General features: G+C 64.6%; 23 protein-coding genes. 9 read left to right on the top strand and 14 right to left on the bottom strand.

The window, feature by feature from the left end; translation table 11 throughout:
* Positions 1 to 77: 77 nt before the first annotated feature.
* Positions 78 to 1,139, bottom strand: a complete 1,062-nt coding sequence (locus tag GUY30_RS05980; RefSeq protein WP_167194978.1) for a 2,3-butanediol dehydrogenase — start codon at positions 1,137 to 1,139, stop codon at positions 78 to 80.
* 176 nt (positions 1,140 to 1,315) lie between these two features.
* Between GUY30_RS05980 and GUY30_RS05985 the strand changes: the two genes are divergently transcribed.
* Complete coding sequence (locus tag GUY30_RS05985; RefSeq protein WP_407645303.1) at positions 1,316 to 3,466, top strand: heavy metal translocating P-type ATPase; 2,151 nt, start codon at positions 1,316 to 1,318, stop codon at positions 3,464 to 3,466.
* A gap of 91 nt (positions 3,467 to 3,557) precedes the next feature.
* Here GUY30_RS05985 and GUY30_RS05990 read toward each other — a convergent pair whose 3' ends face one another.
* Positions 3,558 to 4,517: a VOC family protein gene (locus GUY30_RS05990; RefSeq protein WP_208091492.1), complete on the bottom strand. Its 960-nt coding sequence runs from the start codon at positions 4,515 to 4,517 to the stop codon at positions 3,558 to 3,560.
* 185 nt (positions 4,518 to 4,702) lie between these two features.
* Between GUY30_RS05990 and GUY30_RS05995 the strand changes: the two genes are divergently transcribed.
* A complete protein-coding gene (locus tag GUY30_RS05995) occupies positions 4,703 to 5,206 on the top strand; it encodes a hypothetical protein (protein ID WP_167194983.1) in 504 nt (167 codons plus the stop codon).
* A gap of 12 nt (positions 5,207 to 5,218) precedes the next feature.
* Here the strand turns inward: GUY30_RS05995 and rraA are convergent, their stop codons facing one another.
* From rraA to GUY30_RS06025, 6 genes are all read right to left on the bottom strand, one after another.
* Entirely contained in the window at positions 5,219 to 5,686 is a 468-nt protein-coding gene (rraA, locus tag GUY30_RS06000; protein WP_101545050.1) for a ribonuclease E activity regulator RraA, read from the bottom strand.
* 38 nt (positions 5,687 to 5,724) lie between these two features.
* Positions 5,725 to 6,747 carry a D-cysteine desulfhydrase family protein gene (locus GUY30_RS06005; protein ID WP_167194986.1) on the bottom strand — a complete coding sequence of 341 codons (1,023 nt, stop codon included), beginning with the start codon at positions 6,745 to 6,747 and terminating at the stop codon, positions 5,725 to 5,727.
* A 36-nt stretch (positions 6,748 to 6,783) separates the two neighbouring features.
* Entirely contained in the window at positions 6,784 to 7,257 is a 474-nt protein-coding gene (locus GUY30_RS06010; protein WP_167194989.1) for a hypothetical protein, read from the bottom strand.
* Positions 7,258 to 7,469: 212 nt separating this feature from the next.
* The gene (locus GUY30_RS06015; protein WP_167194993.1) at positions 7,470 to 8,780 is read right to left on the bottom strand and encodes a dicarboxylate/amino acid:cation symporter; all 1,311 of its coding nucleotides are present in this window, start codon (positions 8,778 to 8,780) and stop codon (positions 7,470 to 7,472) included.
* Between the two features lie 145 nt (positions 8,781 to 8,925).
* Positions 8,926 to 9,198 (bottom strand): hypothetical protein, encoded by a 273-nt coding sequence (locus GUY30_RS06020; RefSeq protein WP_127364141.1) that lies wholly within the window; start codon positions 9,196 to 9,198, stop codon positions 8,926 to 8,928.
* 113 nt (positions 9,199 to 9,311) lie between these two features.
* Positions 9,312 to 9,539, bottom strand: coding sequence for a hypothetical protein (locus tag GUY30_RS06025; RefSeq protein WP_167194996.1), 228 nt, complete (start codon positions 9,537 to 9,539; stop codon positions 9,312 to 9,314).
* A 204-nt stretch (positions 9,540 to 9,743) separates the two neighbouring features.
* Between GUY30_RS06025 and GUY30_RS06030 the strand changes: the two genes are divergently transcribed.
* A complete protein-coding gene (locus GUY30_RS06030) occupies positions 9,744 to 11,570 on the top strand; it encodes an acyl-CoA dehydrogenase (protein WP_167194999.1) in 1,827 nt (608 codons plus the stop codon).
* Positions 11,571 to 11,576: 6 nt separating this feature from the next.
* Here the strand turns inward: GUY30_RS06030 and GUY30_RS06035 are convergent, their stop codons facing one another.
* The 3 genes from GUY30_RS06035 to GUY30_RS06045 form a co-directional block, all read right to left on the bottom strand.
* Complete coding sequence (locus GUY30_RS06035; protein WP_228281734.1) at positions 11,577 to 12,311, bottom strand: phosphatase PAP2 family protein; 735 nt, start codon at positions 12,309 to 12,311, stop codon at positions 11,577 to 11,579.
* A gap of 108 nt (positions 12,312 to 12,419) precedes the next feature.
* On the bottom strand, positions 12,420 to 13,085 hold the full coding sequence (locus GUY30_RS06040) for a response regulator (protein ID WP_167195002.1): 666 nt from the start codon (positions 13,083 to 13,085) through the stop codon (positions 12,420 to 12,422).
* A 68-nt stretch (positions 13,086 to 13,153) separates the two neighbouring features.
* On the bottom strand, positions 13,154 to 14,575 hold the full coding sequence (locus GUY30_RS06045) for a sensor histidine kinase (protein ID WP_228281739.1): 1,422 nt from the start codon (positions 14,573 to 14,575) through the stop codon (positions 13,154 to 13,156).
* A 159-nt stretch (positions 14,576 to 14,734) separates the two neighbouring features.
* Here GUY30_RS06045 and GUY30_RS06050 point away from each other — a divergent pair, with 159 nt between their 5' ends.
* Positions 14,735 to 15,535: a DUF4352 domain-containing protein gene (locus GUY30_RS06050; RefSeq protein ID WP_167195005.1), complete on the top strand. Its 801-nt coding sequence runs from the start codon at positions 14,735 to 14,737 to the stop codon at positions 15,533 to 15,535.
* A gap of 2 nt (positions 15,536 to 15,537) precedes the next feature.
* Here GUY30_RS06050 and GUY30_RS06055 read toward each other — a convergent pair whose 3' ends face one another.
* Positions 15,538 to 16,326, bottom strand: a complete 789-nt coding sequence (locus GUY30_RS06055) for a fructosamine kinase family protein (protein ID WP_167195008.1) — start codon at positions 16,324 to 16,326, stop codon at positions 15,538 to 15,540.
* 100 nt (positions 16,327 to 16,426) lie between these two features.
* Here GUY30_RS06055 and GUY30_RS06060 point away from each other — a divergent pair, with 100 nt between their 5' ends.
* Genes GUY30_RS06060 through GUY30_RS06080 form a run of 5 tightly spaced genes read left to right on the top strand, consistent with a single transcriptional unit; the run spans position 16,427 to position 20,812 of the window.
* Positions 16,427 to 17,440, top strand: coding sequence for a zinc-dependent alcohol dehydrogenase (locus GUY30_RS06060; RefSeq protein WP_167195011.1), 1,014 nt, complete (start codon positions 16,427 to 16,429; stop codon positions 17,438 to 17,440).
* Between the two features lie 25 nt (positions 17,441 to 17,465).
* Positions 17,466 to 17,918, top strand: coding sequence for a 6-pyruvoyl trahydropterin synthase family protein (locus GUY30_RS06065; RefSeq protein WP_323127775.1), 453 nt, complete (start codon positions 17,466 to 17,468; stop codon positions 17,916 to 17,918).
* Positions 17,915 to 19,051, top strand: coding sequence for a glycosyltransferase family 4 protein (locus GUY30_RS06070; protein WP_167195014.1), 1,137 nt, complete (start codon positions 17,915 to 17,917; stop codon positions 19,049 to 19,051). The genes GUY30_RS06065 and GUY30_RS06070 overlap by 4 nt, the downstream gene beginning before the upstream one ends.
* Entirely contained in the window at positions 19,048 to 19,941 is an 894-nt protein-coding gene (locus GUY30_RS06075; RefSeq protein ID WP_167195017.1) for a methyltransferase domain-containing protein, read from the top strand. Before GUY30_RS06070 ends, GUY30_RS06075 begins: the two co-directional genes overlap by 4 nt.
* Before the next feature lies 1 nt (position 19,942).
* Positions 19,943 to 20,812 carry a lysylphosphatidylglycerol synthase transmembrane domain-containing protein gene (locus GUY30_RS06080; RefSeq protein WP_167195020.1) on the top strand — a complete coding sequence of 290 codons (870 nt, stop codon included), beginning with the start codon at positions 19,943 to 19,945 and terminating at the stop codon, positions 20,810 to 20,812.
* On the opposite strand, the gene ribA is transcribed toward GUY30_RS06080, so the two are convergent.
* Positions 20,727 to 22,127 carry a GTP cyclohydrolase II gene (gene ribA / locus GUY30_RS06085; protein WP_167195023.1) on the bottom strand — a complete coding sequence of 467 codons (1,401 nt, stop codon included), beginning with the start codon at positions 22,125 to 22,127 and terminating at the stop codon, positions 20,727 to 20,729. The two genes, GUY30_RS06080 and ribA, sit on opposite strands and share 86 nt — an antisense overlap.
* Positions 22,128 to 22,155: 28 nt before the next feature.
* On the bottom strand, positions 22,156 to 22,923 hold the full coding sequence (locus GUY30_RS06090; protein WP_167195026.1) for a CDP-alcohol phosphatidyltransferase family protein: 768 nt from the start codon (positions 22,921 to 22,923) through the stop codon (positions 22,156 to 22,158).
* Positions 22,924 to 23,131: the final 208 nt, after the last annotated feature.

The following is a 23,131-nucleotide window of genomic DNA, read 5'->3' on the forward strand; positions in this document are numbered from 1 at the left end:
GCGGACTGAATCGACATTCTGCTCCCTCGAAACTGCGGAGTGCTCGTCAAGAGGGTGCCGAGGAGGTTCCTGATGGCTCAGGCGCGGGGGTTTACGATGATCTTCACGTGGTGCTCGTTGTTGTCGATGAGCTCGTCGAAGCCGCCCGTGATGAGCGCGTCCAGGCCGATGCGTGCGGTGATGAATGCGGAGAGGTCGATCGTTCCTTCGGAGACGAGGCGGATCGTCTCAGGGTGGTCTCCGGCGTAGCCGATCGTGCCTCTGAGGTCGATCTCCTTGAGCACGAGACTGGGCAGATCGACTTCAGGTCTGTGTCCCCAGATGGACACGTTGACGATGACTCCACCCGGACGGGTGGCATCGATGAGCATGTCCAGGACGGCGGGGACAGAGGAGCATTCAAACCCGACGTCGGCGCCTTTGCCGTCGGTTCGTTGGCGGACCGACTCAGCGACATCGGATTCTCTGGGGTCGAAGACTTCGTCGGCCACTCCCGTTGACTCTGCCATGGCCTTCCGCGCTTCCGAGAGTTCAGAGATGAAGACGGTCAGGCCCTTGGCTTTGAGGACGGCTGCAGTCAGAAGGCCGATCGGGCCTGCTCCGCCGACGATGGCGGTCTGGCCTGCAGCGGCGCCGGAGCGTGTGGCTGCGTGGTGGGCAACTGACAATGGTTCGATCAACGCAGCCTGGTCGAGCGGAATATCGCCGATCGGGTGCACCCAGCGACGCTGCACGACGATCTTCTCCGACAGTCCGCCGCCATGGCCGCCGAGGCCGATGAAGTTCATGTCCTTCGACAGCTGATAGCTCTGGCCGGGGCTGGTGTCGACATCCTCGGCGATGATGTAGGGCTCGACGACGACGTTCTGGCCGACGTTCAGGTCGGTGACGCCTTCGCCGAGGTGGGTGATCGTGCCGGAGAATTCGTGCCCCATCGTGACAGGCGCGGACTCGCCGGAAATCGGATGGGGGTGCCCTGCCGGAGGGACGAAGATCGGCCCTTCGAGGTATTCGTGGAGGTCCGTTCCGCAGATCCCGCACCATGCGACGTCGATGGCGACAGTGCCTGGACGCAGTTCGGGCTCTGGGATGTCTTCAATCCGGATGTCGTTGCGCGCGTGGAAACGTGCTGCTCTCATGGTGATTCCTTCCGCGGTCTGAGAATGCCGTTCGGCATTCTTTGACGCTAGGGCGCGTGAGGCGATCGAGCCAGGGTTGCAAGGGATTGCATGTGGGCGGCGTCACCGTTGATTTATACCCCCTAGGGGTATAAATTGAAGGCATGGACAGACAGCAGAATCATCAGCATCAGGGAATGGCTCCTGCTGAAAAGGGCCACTCGGCACACATCGATGACATGGACCATGCCGATCACCCTCATCACGGCCACGGCGGTCATGATGGGCACTCCGGTCACGAAAGCCATGGCGGACACACGGGACATGGCGGGCTCGGTGGACATGGCGATCATGTCGCGCAGTTCCGGCGCCTGTTCTGGATCATGCTCGTCATCGCCGTCCCTGTCGTCGCGTTCAGCCCGATGTTCGGCCACCTCGTCGGATACGAGGTTCCCGACACCGGCCTCCTCGGTGCGCTTCGTTGGCTCTCACCGATCCTGGGCACCGTCATGTACGTCTGGGGCGGAAAGCCGTTCCTGGCCGGCGGACTCGACGAGATCAAGGGGCGAAGTCCGGGCATGATGCTGCTCATTGCTTTGGCGATCACGGTCGCTTTCATCTCCTCCTGGGGGTCGTCGCTGGGCCTGCTCGACCCGCAGCTCGATTTCTGGTGGGAGCTGGCTCTGCTGGTCGTGATCATGCTCGCCGGTCACTGGATGGAGATGCGCTCACTGGCACTGACCACCTCGGCGCTGGACAGTCTCGCCGCGCTGCTGCCGGATGAGGCCGAGAAGATCATCGATGGGGAGACGGTGAGCGTCGCTCCATCCGACCTCGTCGTCGGGGACATCGTCCTCGTTCGACCCGGTGCCTCGGTGCCCGCCGACGGACGGATCATCGACGGTTCGGCCCATATGGACGAATCCATGGTCACCGGAGAATCGACGACGGTCCGACGCGGCGAAGGCGACTCGGTTGTGGCCGGCACCGTCGCCGCCGATTCCGGGCTTCGGGTCGAGATCACCGCGATCGGTGGCGAGACAACGCTGGCCGGTATCCAGAAGCTGGTCTCCGACGCTCAGAGCTCGTCATCGCGAGCCCAGCGCATCGCCGATCGAGCCTCGGCCTGGCTGTTCTGGTTCGCTCTCGGCGCTGCCGTCATCACAGCGGTCGTCTGGTCGCTCATCGGCATGCCCGATTCGGCGGTCGTGCGCACGATCACCGTGCTCGTCATCGCCTGTCCTCACGCCTTGGGTCTGGCCATTCCGCTGGTCGTGTCGATCGCCACCGAACGTGCCGCCCGTGCCGGCGTCCTCGTCAAGGACCGGCTCGCGCTCGAGACGATGCGCACGGTCGATTCCGTGCTCTTCGACAAGACCGGCACTCTGACGAAGGGTCAGCCGACGGTCACCGCCATCGAAGTCGTCGAGGGTGCCGGGGCCACGCGGGCCGAGAGTGAAGTGCTTGGCCTGGCGGCTGCGGCCGAAGCCGACAGCGAGCACCCGCTGGCCGCAGCCATCGTCACGGCTGCGGCTGAACGGGGGATCGACGTGCCGACAGCATCCGACTTCTCGTCGTCACCTGCGGTTGGGGTCAAGGCCGTCATCGCAGGCCAGACGGTCGAGGTGGGTGGTCCCAGACTGCTCGAGGCGCATGACGCGCCCGAGGCGAAGTCTGCGGAGGCCTGGCGAGCCGAAGGTGCCATCATCCTCCACGTGCTCGTCGACGGATCTGTCGTCGGTGCCCTGCGGTTGGCCGATGAGATCCGGCCGGAGTCTCGCGATGCCGTCGATGCACTCCACGCCATCGGTGCACAGGTCGTGATGATCACCGGAGACGCCGAGGCGGTCGCGCAGTCTGTGGCCTCCGAGCTCGGCATCGACCGTGTCTTTGCCGGCGTTCATCCCGCCGACAAGGCGGCGAAGGTCTCCGAGCTGCAGGGGGAGGGGCGTCGTGTGGCGATGGTCGGTGACGGTGTCAATGACGCTCCTGCGCTCGCGCAGGCCGATGTCGGCATCGCCATCGGGGCCGGAACCGATGTGGCCATCGGCTCTGCAGGAGTCATCCTCGCTTCCGACGATCCGCGGTCCGTGCTCTCGATTGTCGAACTCTCTCGGGCGACCTACCGGAAGATGAAGCAGAACCTGTGGTGGGCGGCCGGGTACAACCTGCTGTCGGTGCCGCTGGCGGCAGGAGTGCTCGCTCCTGTCGGATTCGTGCTGCCGATGAGCGTGGGCGCGATCCTCATGTCGATCTCGACGATCGTCGTCGCCCTCAATGCTCAGCTGCTGCGCCGGCTGGCCCTGAATCCACAGGCGGCAGTCGAGCAGGTGCGGAACAGCCGCTGAGTGCCGCGGAGACGACTGAGGCGGGCGATGCTTAGAGCATCGCCCGCCTCAGTTCGTTCAGGCCGGTGGGACTATGCCCATCGGCGCTGAGTTACCGCGCCAGGGTCTCGTCGATAGAGCTGGTTCCGGTGGCCAAGGTGACCTGAGTGCCCCACGGATCGACGACGCGCACGGACCGTCCGTCATCGGCGAAATCGAGCTTGTGTACACGCAGACGAGCGACCAGTGCATCGAGATCCTCGCGACCGGGAACGGTGATCGCCACATCACCGAGGCCGAGGCTGGCTGCGCGTGGACCGGCGCCACGGCTGTTCCAGGTGTTCATGGCGACGTGGTGGTGGTATCCGCCGGCCGCGGCGAAGAGGACTCCGGGCATTGAGGACAGCGACGGTTCGAAGCCGAGGGCGTCGACGTAGAACTCGCGGGCCTGTGGAATGTTGCCGACCTGCAAGTGGACGTGGCCGACGATTCCGGGTTCGGCCACGGTGTTCGCGAGGACATCCTGCTTGAGGTGACGCTCGAGGAAACGGTTCGGATCGAGGTGGATCGAATCCATCTGGACCTCTCCGTCGATGGAGTGCGTCCATTCCGAGCGAGCCCGGTCGACGTAGAGTTCGATGCCGTTGCCCTCGGGGTCGGTGAAGTAGAAGGCCTGGCTGACCAGGTGGTCGCTGGATCCGACGAAAGTGCTGTTCGTGTTCTGAGCGGCATGGGCGACGGTGGCCGCCAGAGCTTCCTTGTCGTCGAAGAGGAACGCGGTGTGGAACAGGCCGGCCTGCTTGGGGTCGACGCCGGGCAGGTCCGGGGTCGACACTAGCTTGACCAGGGGAGTGGTGCCGCGGCCGAGCACACGGTGGACTTCGCCATCGCGGGCGGTCTCTTCGAGTGGTTCCATCGCCAGGGCGTTCGAGTAGTAGTTCGACATCTTCTCGAGGTCGCCGACGCGCAGGGTCACCGCGTCCATTCCGGTGGCCGCGCTGAGTCGTTTCCCATCGACGGCGGGTGTCTGCGGGGCGGTGGAACTTGGTGCCTGGATGGGGGTGGTAGTCATGCTGTTCTCCTGAGCGGATGGGCTGTTGGGTCCAGTCTAGATCGATATAGTTGAACATTCAACAAAGAGACTGATGGTCCTATTCCCCGATCCGCGCCGAAGGGGGCCCGATCCCATTGAAGCCCCACGCTCTGTGTGACTGAGTCGATGCGGCACCAGCGCACGCCCGCCGATAGGCTGGTGCCATGAGGTTCGATTCGAAGTCCGCCCCTGCTCTCGCCGGGCTCCTGACCGCCGCGCTCATCGCCCTCAGCGGCTGCGGCTCCGATTCTGGCTCATCGTCGGAGCCCGAAACGACTCCGACTCTGGACGTCGTGGAGCAGGGCTTCGATTCCCTTGACGAGCTCTCGGATTATGTGGCGCAGTCCTTGGACGGTGTCGAGGTGAGTCTCGAATCCGAGACGAACCCCGACTTCAACCAGGAGGCCGAACCCGAACGCCTCCATGTCCACTTCGCCTCGACTGAGGACAAAGTCAAAGATTTGGAAGCTACGGCGTTCATCGTCCAAGCGACGTCACGGGCGGGTTTCGACTATGACATCCTCGTGGTCACCGGAGTTGTGTCGGTAGGGGAGTGGGCGTACCTCTACGACCGGTCGACTGTCGAAGAGCTCACCGCTGATGGTCAGATCGCTGTTGCCGATATCTGGGACTCAGCCGAACAGAGCTTCGACACCATTCACCGCTGAGTCTCTGCCGCCCTACTTCTCGACGGCAACGCCGTCGGCGTCGGCGAAGACCATCGCTCCCGGGCGGATCGTCGCGCCGCCGATCTCCACGGTCACGTCGATCTCACCGGCACCGTCTTTCGCGCTCTTGCGCGGGTTGCTGGCCAGAGCCTTGATGCCGAACTCCATCTCGGCCAGAGCCTCACGGTCACGGACGGCACCGTTGATGACGACACCGTTCCAGCCGTTTCGAACTCCTGCCTCGGCGATCATGTCACCCATGAGGGCGGTGGCGATCGATCCGTCACCGTCGATGACGAGCACGGCGCCGTCGCCGGGCTGATTGAGGGTCTGCTTGACCAGTCCGTTGTCCTGGTAGCAGCGGATGGTGCGGGCCGGGCCGGAGAATGAGGTCTTGGCTCCGAAGTCGCCGAAGTTCAGAGCGATCGAATAGAGCTCGTCGCCGCGTTCGTCCCACAGGTCTGCTGTCGAAACTGTCATCTGTCTGCCTTCCGTCGATGGCGGGTGGTGGGAGGTGCTCAGGCGAACGCCTGGGCGCGGGCGTAGAGTCCGGGGACTCCGCCGGAGTGGACGAAGACGACCGCGTCATCGGAAGAGAAACGGCCGGATCTGATGAGGTCGGTGAGGCCGGCCGCTGCCTTGCCGGTGTAGACCGGGTCGAGGACGATGCCCTCGGTGCGGGCGAAGAGACGCACAGCTTCGACCATCCCGGGGGTCGGCAGAGCGTATCCCGTCCCGACATAATCGCCGAGTCCCACTGTGGCTGCGCGAGGGACCGTGGGCAGGTCGAGGAACTGCGCCGTGGAGTCGACGAGGTTCACGATCTTCGGTTCCTGCTCCGCCTGTATCCGGCTGACGTTGATGCCGATGACCTGAGCATCGCTTCCTGCGCTGTGGAGGCCGACGATGAGTCCGGCCTGCATTCCGGCCGAACCGCTGGGCGTGACGATCGTGGGCGAATCCAGCCCCGCCTCGGCGAATTGGTCGAGCATCTCAACGGCACAGTCGACGTAACCGAGCGCACCGATCGGATTCGACCCGCCCACCGGGATGACGTAAGGCTTCCTGCCCTCGCCGCGCAGCTTCTCGGCCAGAACCTCAGCCTCGCCGAGGAGGTCGGCCCCGTGGCCGAGCACCGTGACCGAATCCGCGCCGAGAAGATCGAAGAGCAGGAAGTTTCCCGTGTACCCCGGCGGGTTCGACCCTGCCGGGCCGAGCGAGGTGCCGTCCGGTCCGAGATCCTCTTCGACGATGAGGTGACAGTCGAGGCCCTCGGCGCGGGCAGCCGACAAGGTCAGTCGACAGTGATTGGACTGCACCCCGCCGACGGTGATGAGCGTGTCCGCGCCCTGATTCCGGGCGTCGGCGATGAGGAACTCGAGTTTGCGCGTCTTATTCCCGCCCTGAGTCAGTCCCAGCTGGTCATCGCGTTTGATCCAGATCTGCGGTCCGCCGAGTTCGGCGGACAGGCTCCGCAGATGCTGGAGAGGCGTCGGCCCCGCGGTGTAGCGACGGCGCGGGACTTCATTCAGGGCGACCATGGTTCCCGAGTCTACCCGCCGCTCACGCGCCCGAACTCAGCGTGTCAATCGGACGGAGCGGACGGCATGATCGGCTTTGTCATCAGCCGCTCGATTGTCGACGTGCACTACGAGCAGGGCTCCGGTGACTCGGTTTGAGTACACCACGGTGCTCTTCTCTGCGTCCCCGTCAGCGGCGATGCGCTTCCACTCCTTCACGTTCGCACGTCCATGCTCGTTGAGGGCCTCAAGAGCGGAAGGTGTGGCCCGCTTGTTGAGGTCATCACGCGCGTCTGCCGCCCACGCGGAGATGAATTCGTCGGCATACTTCGCTGCAGCCTTCGGATGTCCGACACTGTGCACATCGGCTTCGGAGGCGCTGGTGCTGGAGGCCTCGGAAGACTGCTGACTGACCGCGGCGCCGGCGGGTTGGGTGGCGAGGAGACCCCCACCGAGAGCGATGACGGCGGCAACTGTCGAAACGACCGTGCGGCGGACAACAGAGCGGTGGTGGTCGATGATGGCAGACATGGGGGGCTGATTCTCCTGCAGACGATGGTCATTGCTGGGGACGAGTATCGTCAGCTCAGGTGAGAACCGATTCCCCAAGTCTGAGCGAATGCTGAGAATCCGAGTCGCAAATGCGGAAGTTCTATTGCGTTCCTATGACATCTCCGAGACATTCAGCCAGAAGGAGCCTTGTCTGAATCTGCGAGCTCGGGAGTGTGACAGATTCACTGAGCTTACGGAACCGAATCGTGATCATCCTCGTCGGCCTTGTCCATCCAATCCTTACCGTCGAGGATGCGGGCGACCATCATCGAACTCGCCTGATCGCCGACGGAGTTGACGGTGGTGGCCGGGGGATCGATGACGGTTCCGATGATCTGGATGATCGGCAGTGCCGCGGCCGGGAAGCCGTAGAGGGTGATGATCATGAGCTCGCCGATGAAGCCGCCGGAGGGGATTCCTGCCATGACCATGCCGGCCAGCAGCGCCACGGCGATGGCGATGAGGATGTTCTCCAGGGTGAAGAATTCGCGCTGGAACACGGCAAAGAGGAAGGCGATCTTGAGGATCGCGGACAGGCTCGATCCTTCCATGTGGATCGTGGCACCGATCGGCACGATCGTCTCCCGGATGTCGCGGGGGACTCCGATCTTCTCTCCTGCACGCAGGTTCGCCGGGATCGCCGCCACCGAGGACGACGTACCCAAGGAGATCGCCGTGGGCTCGAGGATATTGCCCCAGAACCGAGACACGCCTCGGCGGCCGCCGGCGAGGAAGGAGTAGAACGTGAACGCGAGGATGAAGTAGGCGATCGCCACCGGGTAGTAGACGAGGAAAGCGCGAACATAGTCCCCGACGAGCTGGGAGCCGAGGTCACCGATGAGAGCGGCGAAGTAGGCACCGAGGCCGATCGGGGCGTAGTACATCACGATCGAGGTGAACTTGAGGAACACCTCGGTGCCGGAGTTGAGGAACTGGGCGAACGGCTTGCCCGCGTCGCCGATCCTGCTGGTGGCGAAGCCGACGATGACGGCGAAGACGATGAGTGCGAGCATGTGCTCGGCGGAGAGGATCTTCGAGAAGTCGTCGACGACGACGGTCTGGACGAGCTGGTCGCCGATGGACCCGACGCCCTCGACGTTCTCCGGCTCCTGCATCTCCACCTGGACGCCGTCCGTGGCGTTGAAGATGCGCAGCGCGGCGACCATGACGATGGAGGCGATGATGCCGGTGACGGCGAAGACTCCCAGCATGCTGCCCATGATCTTGCCCAGTCGCGCGGCCGAGGACATTCCCGCGACCGCGGAGGCGATGGAGAAGAACACGAGCGGCACGACGAGAGTGAACATCATGTTGATGAACAGCGTGCCGAACGGTTTGATGACGGTGGCACGTTCCCCGAAGACGAGGCCGATGATCGCGCCGATGACCACCCCTGTGAGGATGAAGAGCGGGAAGCGGTAATTGCGGAGGATCCGCAGGAAACCCGATGGCTGCGGCCTCGAATCAGACGTCTGCGCCGGCGAGGCAGTGGGGGAGGGCATAGGCTCTGCCTTTCATTTCAGCATCGTTGTTCCGCCGACTTGTCGGCGTGGCATCAGGGCCCTGGCGATCCTACCTGGGACACAGCGAAACCCGGCACATGGATGACCATGTACCGGGTTGTCGATGTTCGTTCGAGCCGACGAATCAGCTCTCAGCTGACGAATCCTCGGCGTTCGAAGTGTCCGAGGATGGAGTCACGGCGGACTCGTCGATCGCCTCATGCGAGCCGTCCGGGAGGCGTCGGAGGGTCACACCTTCCGCTTCGGCGAGCTTCTCCAGGTCCTCTTCGGATACATCGTCGGCATATCCGGGAGTCGCACCATAGGCGACATCGGGTCCGCTGGCCCTCGCCCCGAGCTCGTCGAGCTTGTCGTTGATCTTGTCGACCTTCTTCTGTGAATCAGTCTGGTCGGTCATCTGTCACCACCTCACTGCTGCGAAGACGCTGTACTCGTGACCATAGTCGTTTTCTTTGATTCGTCCAGGGGGTGCCTCGCTTGCAGACGCAGCGCCGGATACTGAGCCGATGTTCAGTCATCGTAACTCGAGTGGGATTCGTCGACGGCGAGATGCGAGCCGTCGGGATTGCGGTAGAGCTTCACTCCTTCGTGCTCAGCCGTGGCTTGCAGCCGTTCTTCAGAGCTGTCTTCGCGGTAGCCGACCTTCTGCCCCTGGCCGATGTTGGCGCTCTTGAACGCCTTCGAGATCTGCTCGATCATGTCGGCCAACTTCGACGATCGATTCATTTCTGCGGTCATGATCCTTCGCCCCATTCCCACGCAGATTGTAGAGAGAATTATAGCTCTCGCGGGGGCCGAAACCCAGGGATGAGGAGCGTTTGGCGGACCTCACAACTGATCAATAGCCAAACCCTTGCACTGTGAGAGGGCGAATCGCTTTACTTAACGAACGTTTAACTTTAGTTTGGTCTCGTGACTGAACAGAGCAAAGGCAATGGCGTCTTGACGACTGCGACAGAATCCATCCTCTCCGCCAAGGACATCGAATTCCAACTCTACGACTGGCTCAAGGTCGACGAACTCTGCGACCGACCTCGCTTCTCCGACCATTCGCGTGAGGTCTTCGACTCCGTGCTCGAAGCCAGCGAGGAGCTTGCCAAGGAGCGGTTCGCGACCCATGCACGAAAGTCCGACCTCAACGAACCGAGGTTCGACGGCACCGAAGTGACGCTGATCCCCGAGATCAAGTCTGCACTCGACCAGTTCGCCGGCATCGGCCTGCTGTCGGCGACGATGGATGAGAGCGTCGGCGGCATTCAACTGCCGCAGACGATCGCGAAGGCCTGCTTCGCCTGGTTCCAGGCGGCCAACATCGGCACCGCCAGCTACCCGATGCTGACCATGGCCAACGCCAATCTGCTGCTTGAATATGGAACCGAGGAGCAGATCGAGAAGTACGTTGTGCCCGAGCTCGACGGCCGCTTCTTCGGCACAATGTGCCTGTCCGAACCCGAGGTCGGCTCCTCGCTGGGCGACGTCACGACGAAGGCTGTACCGGATCCCGACAGCGGCGACGATGCGTTCCGCGTCCACGGCACGAAGATGTGGATCTCCGGCGGTGACCACGAACTCTCGGAGAACATCGTCCACCTCGTCCTGGCCCGTGCCGAGGGTGACCAGCCAGGTGTCAAAGGTCTGAGCCTTTTCCTGGTCCCGAAGTACCTCGTCAACGACGATGGCAGCCTCGGTGAGCGCAATGATGTCGTCCTGTCCGGGCTCAACCACAAGATGGGATGGCGTGGAACGACGAACACGCTGCTCAACTTCGGCGAGGGCGCACACACTCCGGCCGGTTCTGCCGGTGCGGTCGGCTACCTCGTGGGGGAGCGGGGCCAGGGACTGGCCTGCATGTTCCACATGATGAACGAGGCTCGAATCGGTGTCGGAGCCGGTGCGGTCGGACTGGGCTACCACGGGTACCTCGATGCCCTCCGCTATGCCCGCGACCGCCGCCAGGGTCGTCCCGACGGTGCCAAGGCAGCCGATGCTCCTCCGGTTCCGATCGTCGAACACTCCGATGTCCGGCGCATGCTGCTGTCGTCGAAGAGCTACGTGGAGGGCGGGCTCGGGCTCATCCTCTATGCCGCGCGTCTGCTCGACGAATCCGAAACTGCTGATTCCGAGGCCGAGCGTGACCGTGCGGCACTGCTGCTCGATGTGCTCACCCCGATCGTCAAGACCTGGCCGAGCGTGTGGTGCCTGAAAGCCAACGACCACGCCATTCAGGTGCTCGGCGGTGCGGGATACACTCGCGATCACGATGTCGAACAGCTCTACCGCGACAATCGGCTCAATCCGATCCACGAGGGCACGCACGGCATCCAGGCCAAGGATCTCCTCGGCCGCAAGGTCATCATGAAGGGCGGGGCCGGCCTGCAGGTGCTGCTGGGAAAGATGCGGGAGACCCTCGCCGAGGCGGCCGACCGTTCTGATTGGACCGCCGAGACCGCTGCCCTGGCGTCAGCCGTGGATCGCATCGAATCCGTCACCGCCGCAGTGTGGGCGAGCGGAGACCCAACGGTGGCCTTCGACAACGCGTGGACCTATCTGGAAGCGGTCGGACACACCGTGATGGCGTGGCTGTGGTTGCAGCAGGGGATGGCTGCCGAAGCGACCGCCGGTGACCGTGGCGATTCGGCGTTCCTCAAGGGAAAGATCGCCGCGGCGCGGTATTTCCTCGTTCACGAACTGCCGCAGACCGGGCCGTGGTTCGATCTTGTCGAAAGCAAGGCGACGACGTTCGCCGACCTCGATGACTCCTGGCTGTGAAAGCTTTTAAGTACTGAGATCGGTGAATCGCCTGTCGGCGATGATGAGCAGTCGCAGGAAGACTCCGCCGATCAGCAGACCCCCGATGAGGTCGGTGGCCCAATGCCAGCCGAGGGCGAAGGACACGACCACGGAGTTCACGCTGACGGCGGCGACGCCCCACCACAGCAGCTGCGCGGTTCTGGTGGAGACGTCGCTGTAGGTGGCGATGAGGTAGGCGACCGCGCCGTAGATAAGTACTGCTTCGGCCGCGTGCCCGGACGGGTAGCTGATTCCACGGCCGCCGATTTCGATCAGACCGCCGTGGAAGAACCGCGGGTCGTGCAGGGTGGTCGACGGTCGGGCGAGAAGAACCTTGAGCGAACCGACGCCGAGGTAGAAAGCTGCTTCGACGGCGATCGCGAAGACGATCGGCCGCCAGGACCGACGTTTGCGTGCCAGGACGATTGCAGTGATCGCCAGGACGGGAAGACAGACTGCCTGGCCTGCGATGGGATCGAGGATGTGCTGAAAGAACCAGACGAGGTCGGGCTCGAACAGGTAGAGCCATCGTCGATTGAGCTTGTAGTCCCAGACTCGCAGAGGGCCGGCTGCGGCGAGTGTGACGACGACGAAGCCGATCGCCAAGACCCAGAATGAGGTTGCCCAAGACAGCAACCCCTGTGCTCGTTCCGTCCACTGACTGCGATCTGAGGGGTTGCTGATCGTCTTCTCGGATTCGACATAGCGTTCAGCAACCATCAGAGTCGATTTTAGACGGAATGGGCAATCACTTCTGCTGTGGGGGATAAAGAAACGGTGAATTCTTGCGAGGATTCCCCGAGGCAACCACCAGTCGCATTGTTGAGGTCAGTGCCTGCGGGCCCTGACCACCATCGTGGCGATGCGCACGCGATTGTTCGTGTCCAGTTTGACGTTGATCCGGTTGAGGTGAGTCTTGACCGTAGCCAGACTCATGAACGTCTCCTCGGCGATCTCCTGATTCGACAGGCCGTCGGCCACGAGTTCGGCGATCTGACGCTCGCGGTCGGTGAGCCCTGCCAACAGCTCCACAGCCTCCCGTTGCAGGCGATGGTCGGAGTTCGACCTGACCTTGGCGATGACCTGTCGCATCGACTGCGGAGCAAGAATGGGCTCACCGGCGTGGACCTTGCGGACCGCAGCGGCGAGATCCACAGGACCGATGTCCTTGTGCAGGTATCCGGCGGCACCCGCCTCGAGAGCCCTGAAGAGGTAGTCGTCGCTGCTCATGCTCGTCAGGGACACCACTTTCGGCGGTCGGACGCTGTTGAGCAGGCGCTGGGTGGCTTCGATTCCGCCGATTCCCGGCATCCGTATGTCCATGAGCACGACATCGGGATAGTGCAGAGACGCCTTCTCGATGGACTCTTCCCCGCTCAGCGCCGAGGCAACGACGTCGATGCCGTCGGCGGCCTGGAGGATCCCCCTGATCCCGGTGATGACCATGGGATCGTCATCGACGACCATGACTCGGATCGGGGCGGCTTGGTTCATGAACGTCACAATACCCGAGGCCCATGACACGGATCGGCGCGGCGCGGAAGTCCCTGCTCCGCATCGCCTCAGGTCTGGGGTGAGAGGGACCGAAAGCACACCTGCACACGGAACTCATTGCCGAACACCCCGATCGACGCTTCGCCGCCGAACATCTCGGTGCGCTCGCGGATGCCGACCAGACCGGATCCCGATCCGGTCGATCCCAACTGAGCGTCCTGCGGACCCCGGCGGTGACCGGCCGGTCCCGGTCCGTGATCGGGCGCGCCGGCACCGGCTTCTCTTCCCGGTCCCGGCGCATATCGTGGGCGCGGCGGAACACCGACTGGGCCTGGAGGGCTGGGCAGCGGATTGCTCACCGAGATCTGGATACCGCGGGCCGCCGAGACTGCGATGTCCACCGTCACCGGCAGATTCGGCGCATGTTTCATCGCGTTCGTCAGCGCCTCCTGAACAATGCGATAGGCTGCACGGTCGAGCGCAGGCGGGCACGAGTCCACGTCCTGGATGACGATGAGCGGACGGATGACCGTGCCGGTGGACGCCACGGAGGAGATGAGCTCGGGAATCGCAGCCATCGTCGCGCGGCTCGGAGGGGAAGAATTCTCCTGCCCCGGCTGCGGACCAGCCAGATCGCCGTTCCTCACACCACCCACCAGATGACGCAGATCCTCCAGTGACGCGCGGGCTTCCTCCCGCAGGGCTGACGCCGTCGAAGCGACCTCGGGGTCGGTCTGTGCTCCGACCTCAAGGGCGCCGGTGTGCAGCGAGATCACCGATAGGCGGTGGGAGAGCGTGTCGTGAAGCTCGCGTGCCAAGAGCTCTCGTTCGGACTGCCGCGCGATCTCGGCCGTGAGCGACTCATTGCGCTGTGCTTGCCGTTCGGCGATCGACTCGACCGCTCTCATCCTCCGCGTCCGACGCAGAAGCGCGCCGACCCCCAGCGCCGTACACAATCCGATGACGCCGGCTGCGATCGTGATGATTCTGATCGCCAGGTGCGAATCCTCCGGAGGGATGGTCGCCTCGAGTCCCGTGACCTGTGCCGGGTCGGGCAGGAAGAAGATGCTGAACGGATTGTGCTCCGGCGGTGCCAGACACATCCTCACCGTGGAGAACGCCATCAGTCCGGTACTCACCGCCGAGGCGATGATCGCCTGCCGTCGGGGTGCTCGGATGACGAGGTGGAAGACTGCAATGAGGAGCATCAGCGCATCGCCCCACCCCGCTGTGAGCAGTGCTCCGGCGACGAAAGGCACCCAGGGCCATCTGTGTCGGAGGAAGACGAGTCCCCACACGAGGAACAGCAGCAGGACGGCCACGAGCCCCGTGTCGTTGAGTTCCCCGTCGGAGAAAGCCCAGGCGTTCGCGGTCAGCGCCATCGACGAGGTGAAGAACCCGAAGAGATAGGCGATGACGCCGATGAGGATGCTGCCGGCGATGCGCACACCGCGCGGGATCCTGCGGCGAGGGACGGTTTGTTCTGACACAAGAGAATCGTAACCGCGGGGGCTGACACGCGTAGTCCACCTTCCGGCTGGAGAAGGTCAACCGATCGGCTGGCGGGATCCAGCCCGATTGCGGACGCGCCGAGGCGCGGACGGGACGAAGCTGGAGCAGTCAGCCAGATCCAGCTTCGAAGGAGCGTCATGTCCCATCCCCAGAATCCCCAGAACACCCCGCAGCCGCCGCAGTCTCCACAGCCCCAGCATCAGTGGTCCCCGCAGCACCAGCCCCCTCACAACGCCCAGCACCAGACCTCGCCGCAGAACTTTGGCCCCCAGCAGTGGGGACCGGCACAGAACGCACCGGCCTACGGGACCGGCGGCTACCCGCAGCAGCCCTACGGTCAGAAGCCGCCGAAACAGAAGAAACCGCTGCTCAAACGCTGGTGGTTCTGGCTGCTCGTCGTCATCGTCGTCATCGCAATTGCCAGCGCGCTCGGCGGCGGGGGAGAGGACACCGGCACCTCGGAGAGCGGCTCGTCCGACGCCCAGCAGTCGGGCGAGTCCGCGGAGAAGGAGGCTGCGGACAAGCCTGCGGAGGAAGCATCGTATGGAATCGGAGACACCGTGGCCGCCGATGACTGGGAGATCACCGTCGCCAAGGTCGAAGACGGAGTCTCACAGGTCGGCGACGAATTCCTCAACGCCAAGGCACAGGGACAGTTCGTCCAGATCGAACTGTCGGTGAAGAACACCGGATCGGATCCGAACTTCTTCTTCGAAGACGACATCAAACTCGGTGATGAGTCCGGCAACACCTACTCTGCGGACTCAGAAGCCGGTATCTATGCGGCCGAGAACAACATCCTCTTCCTCGAAGAGATCAACCCCGGAAACACCGCCGAGGGTGTCCTCGTCTTCGACGTGCCCGAAGACGCCGACCCGAACAAGCTGACCTTCGCCGGCGGACTGTTCTCCGACCCGGTGGAGATCTCCTTGAAGTGACCTCACCGGTGCAGCTGTTCCGCCCGGGCGATGATCGACCGGGCGGCGCTGACCGTCTGCCCGAGGAATCCGCGCCCGAACAGACGGATATGAGCGAGCAGAGCGAAGAAGCTGTGCGCCGGCAGGTCATCCCGCCAGCCGTCCGGCATCGGGTGGGCCTGTTCGTAGCCGGAGAAGATCTCCTCGAGAAACGGGGCACCGAAAAGGGCGAGCAACGCGAGGTCTTCCAGTCGGTGACCGCCGTGGGCGGCCGGATCGATGAGCGTCACCCCGGTCGGTGTCCACATGAGGTTGCCCGCCCACAGATCACCGTGGATGCGTGCCGGTGCTTCCTCGCCTTCGCCGCAGATCCCGGCGAAGGCGCCGGATGAGATCGCATCGATCGCCGAGGCGACCGTGGCCCGATCCGCGCCTGTGAGGTCCCCGGCAACCGCCGTGACCAACGGGCGGAGGCGCTGCTCGACCCAGTACTCGGTGAAGTCGCTGACAGACTCGGCGGGCACCTCGAAGGGATTGTCGAGGGGGCCGAAGAATGACTGTGGTGCCGGTGCCCATCCGAAACCGGGAGCACCCGCATCGTGGAGCCGAGCGAGGTCGCGACCGAAGGAGGCGGCCGCCTCGGCGGTGGGACCGGTCTCTCCGAGGCGGCGCAGCCGCAGGAAATCCGCACCATGTTCGACGACGTCGACGACCGGGACCACACCCGGTTCGGCCAGCCATCTCAGCCCAGCGGCCTCGGCGGCGAAGAACCCGTCCGGGGCGGACTTCCGCAGTTTGAGGAAATCAGTCATGGCCACAGGGTAGTGGTCCGGTCGTCGGCTATCAGCCTGATCACGGTCACGGGCGTCGCCTGGGTCCGCTGCGGGGCAGGGGCACCTGTACGATCGAAGCATGGCTTGGCAGTACTGGACGGAAGCCGCCCGGCAAGGGGGCTGGCGTGAAGTGCCCACCCCGCACGCGAACCCCGACTCAGAGAGCGAGCTGCGGATCACCACAACCGCCTCGGCGGTGTCGAAAGGCACCGAATCACTCGTCCACACCGGCCGCATCCCCGCCCGCGTCGAAGACCTGATGAGGGCTCCTAACCAGCTCGGGGACTTCCCGTTCCCGGTGTCGTACGGCTACCTCGGCGTCGGTGTCGTCGACGAAGGACCGCGCGAGTGGATCGGCGCTCGGGTCTTCGGCCTGCTGCCCCATCACTCCCACCACATTGTGACCACCGAGGATGTCCACCTCATTCCCGATGACATCGATGACCACCGAGCGCTGTTGGCCGGCGCCGTCGAAACCGGTCTCAACATCCTCTGGCAGCAGCCGCCGCGCTTCGCCGACCGCGTCGCCGTCATCGGAGCGGGCATGATCGGCACATCCACCGCGCTGCTGGCCTCCCGGATGCCGCTCGACCGGCTCGAAATCGTCGAGACCGATCCAGACAGGCGCACACTGCTCACTGACCTCGGCCTTACCGCGGTCGCACCGGACGACGCCTCCTCCGACTGCGACCTCGTCATCCACACCTCCGGGAACCAGGCCGGACTGGCCCGCGGACTCGAGATCACCGGCGACGACGGCACCGTGATCGAAGCATCCTGGTACGGCAGCGACAGCCCCAGCGTGCCGCTCGGCGCAGACTTTCACGCCCGCCGGCTGAGCATCATCGCCTCACAGGTCGGCGAGGTCGCCGCCGGACATCGAGCACGCCGCACCCGCGCCCAACGGATGCGCGCGGCCCTGACAGCCTTGAACGATGACCGCTTCGATGCCCTGATCACCGGAGTCTCCGACTGGACGGAGCTGCCGACGATCATTGACGAACTCAGCGGCGGCAGTGACGGTGACGGCAGCGGCCTCGCCCGCACCGCACTCTGTCATGTCATCGACTTTACGGGCGCCCACACCCGCTGACCGATTCCCGGTCACTGCAGAAGCGTTGAACCGCACGCATCCGCAGCCCGGCGGCGAAGAACCCAACCGATACCCCGAGAGGAAAGAGAAGACGATGTTCGGACTCACCGTCAACGACCATGTGATGATCGCCCACAGCCTGCCCGACGAATTCTTCGGACCCGCCCAAGGTGTCCACGGCGCCACTCTCGAAGTCTCGGCGACTTTCACCCGCCCGAGCCTGGACGAGCATTCCGTCGTCCTCGACATCGGTGAGGCTATGACCCTGCTCGACGCGGCTCTGACCCCTCTGCGCTACGCGAACCTCGACGAACACCCGGACTTCACCGGGAAGCTGAGCACGACCGAAGCCGTTGCCGAATATATCGGACAACGCCTGGCCGGATCACTGGCGGACCGCCCCGAGATCGGCATCAGCATCGAACTGCGGGAGAATCCGCGCGCAGCGATCACGTACACCGTCCCGGAGCGGGCGTGAGCCTTCACCTCATCGAACCCGACCTCGGCCGCATCAGCGGGGGAGCGGCATTCAACCGCGCACTCGCCGAGGCGGCCGGATCCCAGATCGTGCTCCATTCGGTGCCCGGTTACTGGGCTGAACCGGGACCAGCCGAGTCAGTGGCCGTGCATGATCTCCTGGCCGCAGTGGCCGGACCCGTCCTCCTCGACGGGCTCATCGCCACTGCACTGCCCGAGGTGATGACCGATCCTGGAGACGCGAACCGCACCGAGCAGGGTTCGCCCATCCCTCTCATCCATTGCCTGGCAGACGCTGACGACAATGCGGGCCGTGACCGCGAACGGCAGGTCATCAGCGCCGTACCCGCCGTCATCACCACGAGCCGGTTCACCGCCGCGGGCTTGGAATCCCGGTACGGGATCCGCGCCGAGGCTGCCGTGCCCGGGAACCCGGCACGCCCACAGAGCTCAGGCGGTGGAGGAGCGCATTTCGTGTGCATCGGCGCCATCGAGGAGAACAAAGGACAGCTGCTCATCGCCGAAGCACTGACAGAACTGATGGCGACGGAGACAGCACGACCCGACGCCTGCGTGCAGGAAGCAGCACTGGATGAGGTAGCCGCGGAAGAGTCGTTGCGGGTCACCTTCGCCGGCCCGATAGTCGACGCAGAATACGGTCGTCGGCTGCAGTCGGCATGCAACGACCTGCCCGCGGGCAGAGCCGACATCGTCGGAGAACTCAGTCCCACCGAGATCGACGCCTTGTACAGCAACGCCGACCTGCTGCTTCTGCCCTCACGCTCGGAGGCTTATGGGATGGTCGTCGCCGAGGCAGCCGCCGCCGGAATCCCCGCCTTCGTCACCGCCGGAACCGGAGCCGAAGAGCCCCTGGGAGCCGGACTCGGCCTGCCCCGCACCGTCGGCGCGTGGACACATGCGCTGCACCGCTGGGTGGCCGACGACGAGTTCCGCACCGAACTGACCGAATCGGCCCGCCGGAATCGTCTCCACGTCAAACGTTCCTGGACCGACACCGCCGCCGAAGTTCTGCGCGTCACCGCCGAGCACACGCGTCCGATCGCGCCACCTGCCTCGGCAGAACAGCACGGACCGCCCGCAGCGGCGGACAGAAAACAGAGGAGCACCTCGTGACTGCGGCCGAACCCGACTGGCTGGACCTGCGCCGCCCCGCCGATGACGAAGCACGCCAGGAGTCGCTGCATCTGCTCGATGATGCAGTTGCCCGACTGCGGGATGGAACAGAGTCGAACTCGAAGTCACTTTTGGCCATCGACATCGGAGCCGGCACCGGCAACTCCGCACTGTGGTTCGACGCTGCTCTGCGCGCTCGCCTGCCCGACTGGCAGATCAACTGGATCCTCCTTGACTCCGACCAAGCTTCCCTCGGTCTGGCGGCAAAGGCCCTTCCTCATGCCCGGACAATCTGTGCCCCGATCGACGCCCTCCCGACCCTCAGCACCGAGCTGCTCACTACTTCGGAATTCCAGGGATCGAAGCTCCTGCTCACCTGCAGCGCCCTCCTCGACGTCCTCACCGAAACAGACCTCACCGCCGTCGTTCGCTCTCTGGCTGACCACGACGGCCTCGGACTGTTCCTGCTCAGCATCGTCGGCGGGTGGGAGCTCGATCCGGCCCATCCACATGACGCAGCTATCGATGCAGCCTTCACTGCCCATCAGCACCGTGACGGCAGGCTCGGCCACCACGCACCCGATCGCCTCATCAGCCTCGCCCGCAGACACGGACTCACCGCACTCGACGGCCCCAGCCCCTGGCGTCTCGCGGCCCCAGACGACCGAACCTTCCTCAGCAGGTTCCTCTCCGAACGTCTTGACGCAGCTGTTGAGGAGGACCCTGCGCTCGCCTCGGCTGCACGGGACTGGTGGACGCAGCGGCGGGCACAGCTGGACTCGGGACTGCGCGTCAGGGTTGACCATCTCGATGTGCTCATCGACGCCACCGACCGCGGACGACATACCTCAACTGTTCGTGCGACCACCCCACCGACCGGACAGAAGTGACATGACCTGGGCGAAGAGGGCTCTCATGCTCGCCATCACCGTCGCACTGCTGGCACTGACGGTGAGAGTCGTCGGCGCTCAAGCACTCGTCGACGGATGGCAGGTCCTCAACGTCTGGACAGTACTGACCGCCCTCGCCTGCGGGTTCATCATGACCGGCGCCCAAGCGCTGCGGTGGACGCTGCTGCTCGCACACAGAGGCACCGCCATCACGTGGTCACGGGCGCTCGCCGACTGCTATTCCTCGTCACTGCTCAATATGGTGCTGCCCGGCGGACTCGGCGGTGATGCCGCCCGAGTGGCCGTCTACCGGCACACCGGGCCGAAGAAGTGGCTGTCACCGCTGGCTGCCGTCGGCGCCGAACGACTGAGCACGACGACGCTGCTCTTCGCCACCGCCGCCCTCTGTCTCATCGACGTCTCCGGCCGACTGGCACTCATTGCCGCAGCCGTCTCCGTGGCCACTCTGGTCATCTCCGTGTGGGGAATGCGCGGAATGGACTGGCAGCGCACTTTCTCCATCTGGGCATCCTCGGCCCTGGGAATGGCGGCTCTCTTCGTGCTCTTCCTCATCGCCATGGCGGCGCTCGGTGGCCCTGTCGTGCCGGTGCTCGCGGTCGTCGGACTCGCGGCGATGAGCATCCCGATCGGCGTCGGCGGATGGGGAGTGCGCGAAATCAGCGTCAGCCTCATCGCAGCCGGAATCTCCGTGTCGATGGATACTGCAGTGACGGCCTCGACCGGCTACGGCCTGCTTGCGGTGATTTCCACGCTGCCGGGTATCGTCACTGTGTGGGCTGCGGGGACTCGACGGAAGCAGGTTCCTGCACGCTCGGACTCGGCTGCGAATGAGCAGCCGCAGCCGGACTGAGCAGATATTCGGTGCATATATCCTCACCGAGTTCGAACCGACGGAACGGTGTCCGCAGTGCCTGCGCCATCACCTCGGACCCTTGGAAGCGGATGCCCGGCACACCATCTCCGATGAACACCGGAGCGGTGGTGAGGAACAGCCGGTCGAGAGCACCCGCGGCAAGGAAGGATGAGACCGTGCGTCCGCCGCCCTCGACGAGGATGGACCCGGCCACTAGGCCACGGACGACGGCGATGATGTCCTGCGGGGATGCCGGCGGGGGAAGACGGACCACACGGACGTGGTCACTGACATCTGCACCGGGAGCCGCCTCGGCGCCGATCAGCCACACGGTCGGTGTCGGACCGGTGCTCAGCACCGTCGACGTGGCCGGAACGCGGGCGTACGGATCGAGGACGACGCGGACAGGGTCGGTGCCGGGCACCGCGCGGACGGTGAGCTGCGGATCATCGGCGATGACGGTCTGAGCGCCGACGAGGACGGCGCCCACATGCGCGCGGATCCGGTGCAGATGGGTCCGGTCCGTGGTTCCGGAGACGAAGCAGGCATCGCCCGTGCGAGTCGCGATGAACCCGTCCTGGCTCTGTGCGAGCTGGGCGACGACTTCCTCGTTCGCGGCCAGAGCAGTGTAGATGTCCGCGTCGACACCCACGTCGACACCGGACAGCTGTGTGCGCGATGACTCCGTATCCGTCGCGGGCGGGATATCGTGGTCCATCCGCAGCCGTTTGGTGGTGAGATAGACGCTGTTCTCCGGCCGGTCGGCCACGGGCAGCCGCACCCGGGAAACGACCTCGATGCCCAATTCCTCGAGCGCATGCTGTTTGCTCGGATTCGAGGTCAGCAGCCTGATGCGCGGGCAGCCGAGCTCACGCAGAATCATAGCCGCCGCAGTGTAGTCACGGGCGTCGTCGGGCAGACCGAGGGCACGATTGGCGGCGACGGTGTCCATGCCCTCGTCCTGGAGCGCATATGCCTGCAGCTTCGCGGCCAGGCCGATTCCGCGACCTTCATGCTCGGCCATATAGACGAGCATCCCGTGTCCCTCGGCGGCGATCGCAGCCAACGCCGCATCGAGCTGGTCCCCGCAGTCGCACCGATGCGAACCCAGAGCATCACCGGTGAGGCATTCGCTGTGCACCCGGACCAACGGTCGGTCACAACCGGCCGGGTCGCCCATCGTCAGCACCGCATGGGTGACTGCGTCGAGAGTGAACGACCTGATGGCGAAAGTCCCATGCTCCGTGGGCAGCGAACTCACCGGGCCTGTCACGAGGCGTTCCGGGGCGGTGCTGGTGTGCGTCGACGTCATGCCAGCAGTATAGGAAGAAAGATCGTGGTCACCGTGCATGTCGCTCGAGCCAGATGATATCGCGACCGAACGACCAGGTGAGCGCGGCCAGAGCCAGTCCGGCCGCACCGAAGCCGATCCATTCGTGAGCTTGAGCCAGGGGAGAAGCGGCAGTGATAAGGAGGATGCCCTGCGCTGCGGCCACCACCTTGCGCATCTGCGAGAACGGCAACTTCTGCTGCCACTGGGGACGGAACGCCGTGATGAAGCGGAATACGTAGTAGTACAGGCCCGGCAGCGCCGTCCACCACCCCCACATCGGGACGAGGGCGAGCGCGAGGATGAGGATGAACAGGGCATCGACCGTCTCGTCGAACCCGGCTCCCGCCTCGGTGACCTGGGTCCGGCGGGCCACGAATCCGTCGACTCCGTCGAGGGCAAGAGCGAGTGAACCGACGACCACGGCGGCCCACGTCAGGCCCGGTTGTGAGTGGATGATCAGGCAGGTGCAGACGATGACGAGACCCAGTCGGCAGGCCGTGACCGTATCGGCTGGCGTCCACGGCCGACCTTGACGTAGGCGTGGTCCCACGCCGATCGCCGCGACCACGAGGACAGCGAGCACCGTCACCAGTGCAGGGTTGAGGATCACGGACACGGTCGCCGAGGCGGCCAGAAGAGACGCTACCACGGTTCCGCTACGTACGGCGCCGTTGAGGAGCCTGGCCCCGATTCCGGTATCGACTCCGGCGTCGCCGGTGCCTGTGACGTTGCCCGTGCCTGTGCTGGCAGAGGCGTCGGTCCGTGGCTGGGTCACATCAAGCATCCTTCCTCAGGTACCGGCAAGAGCGCCTGCCGGTGTGATCGACGTGACAGGCTCTGAACTTTCACTATAGACGATGCCGGAATGGATCGGCCGCGCAGGGAGGCTATCGGTGGGAAAGGGGCGGGAATCACCGGGAGAGTCATGGGCCGGTCACGATTGCAGGCGAACCGGCGTGTTGATGAAGAAGGTCGCATTTCGC

Source organism: Brevibacterium pigmentatum (assembly GCF_011617465.1).
Taxonomy (GTDB): domain Bacteria; phylum Actinomycetota; class Actinomycetes; order Actinomycetales; family Brevibacteriaceae; genus Brevibacterium; species Brevibacterium pigmentatum.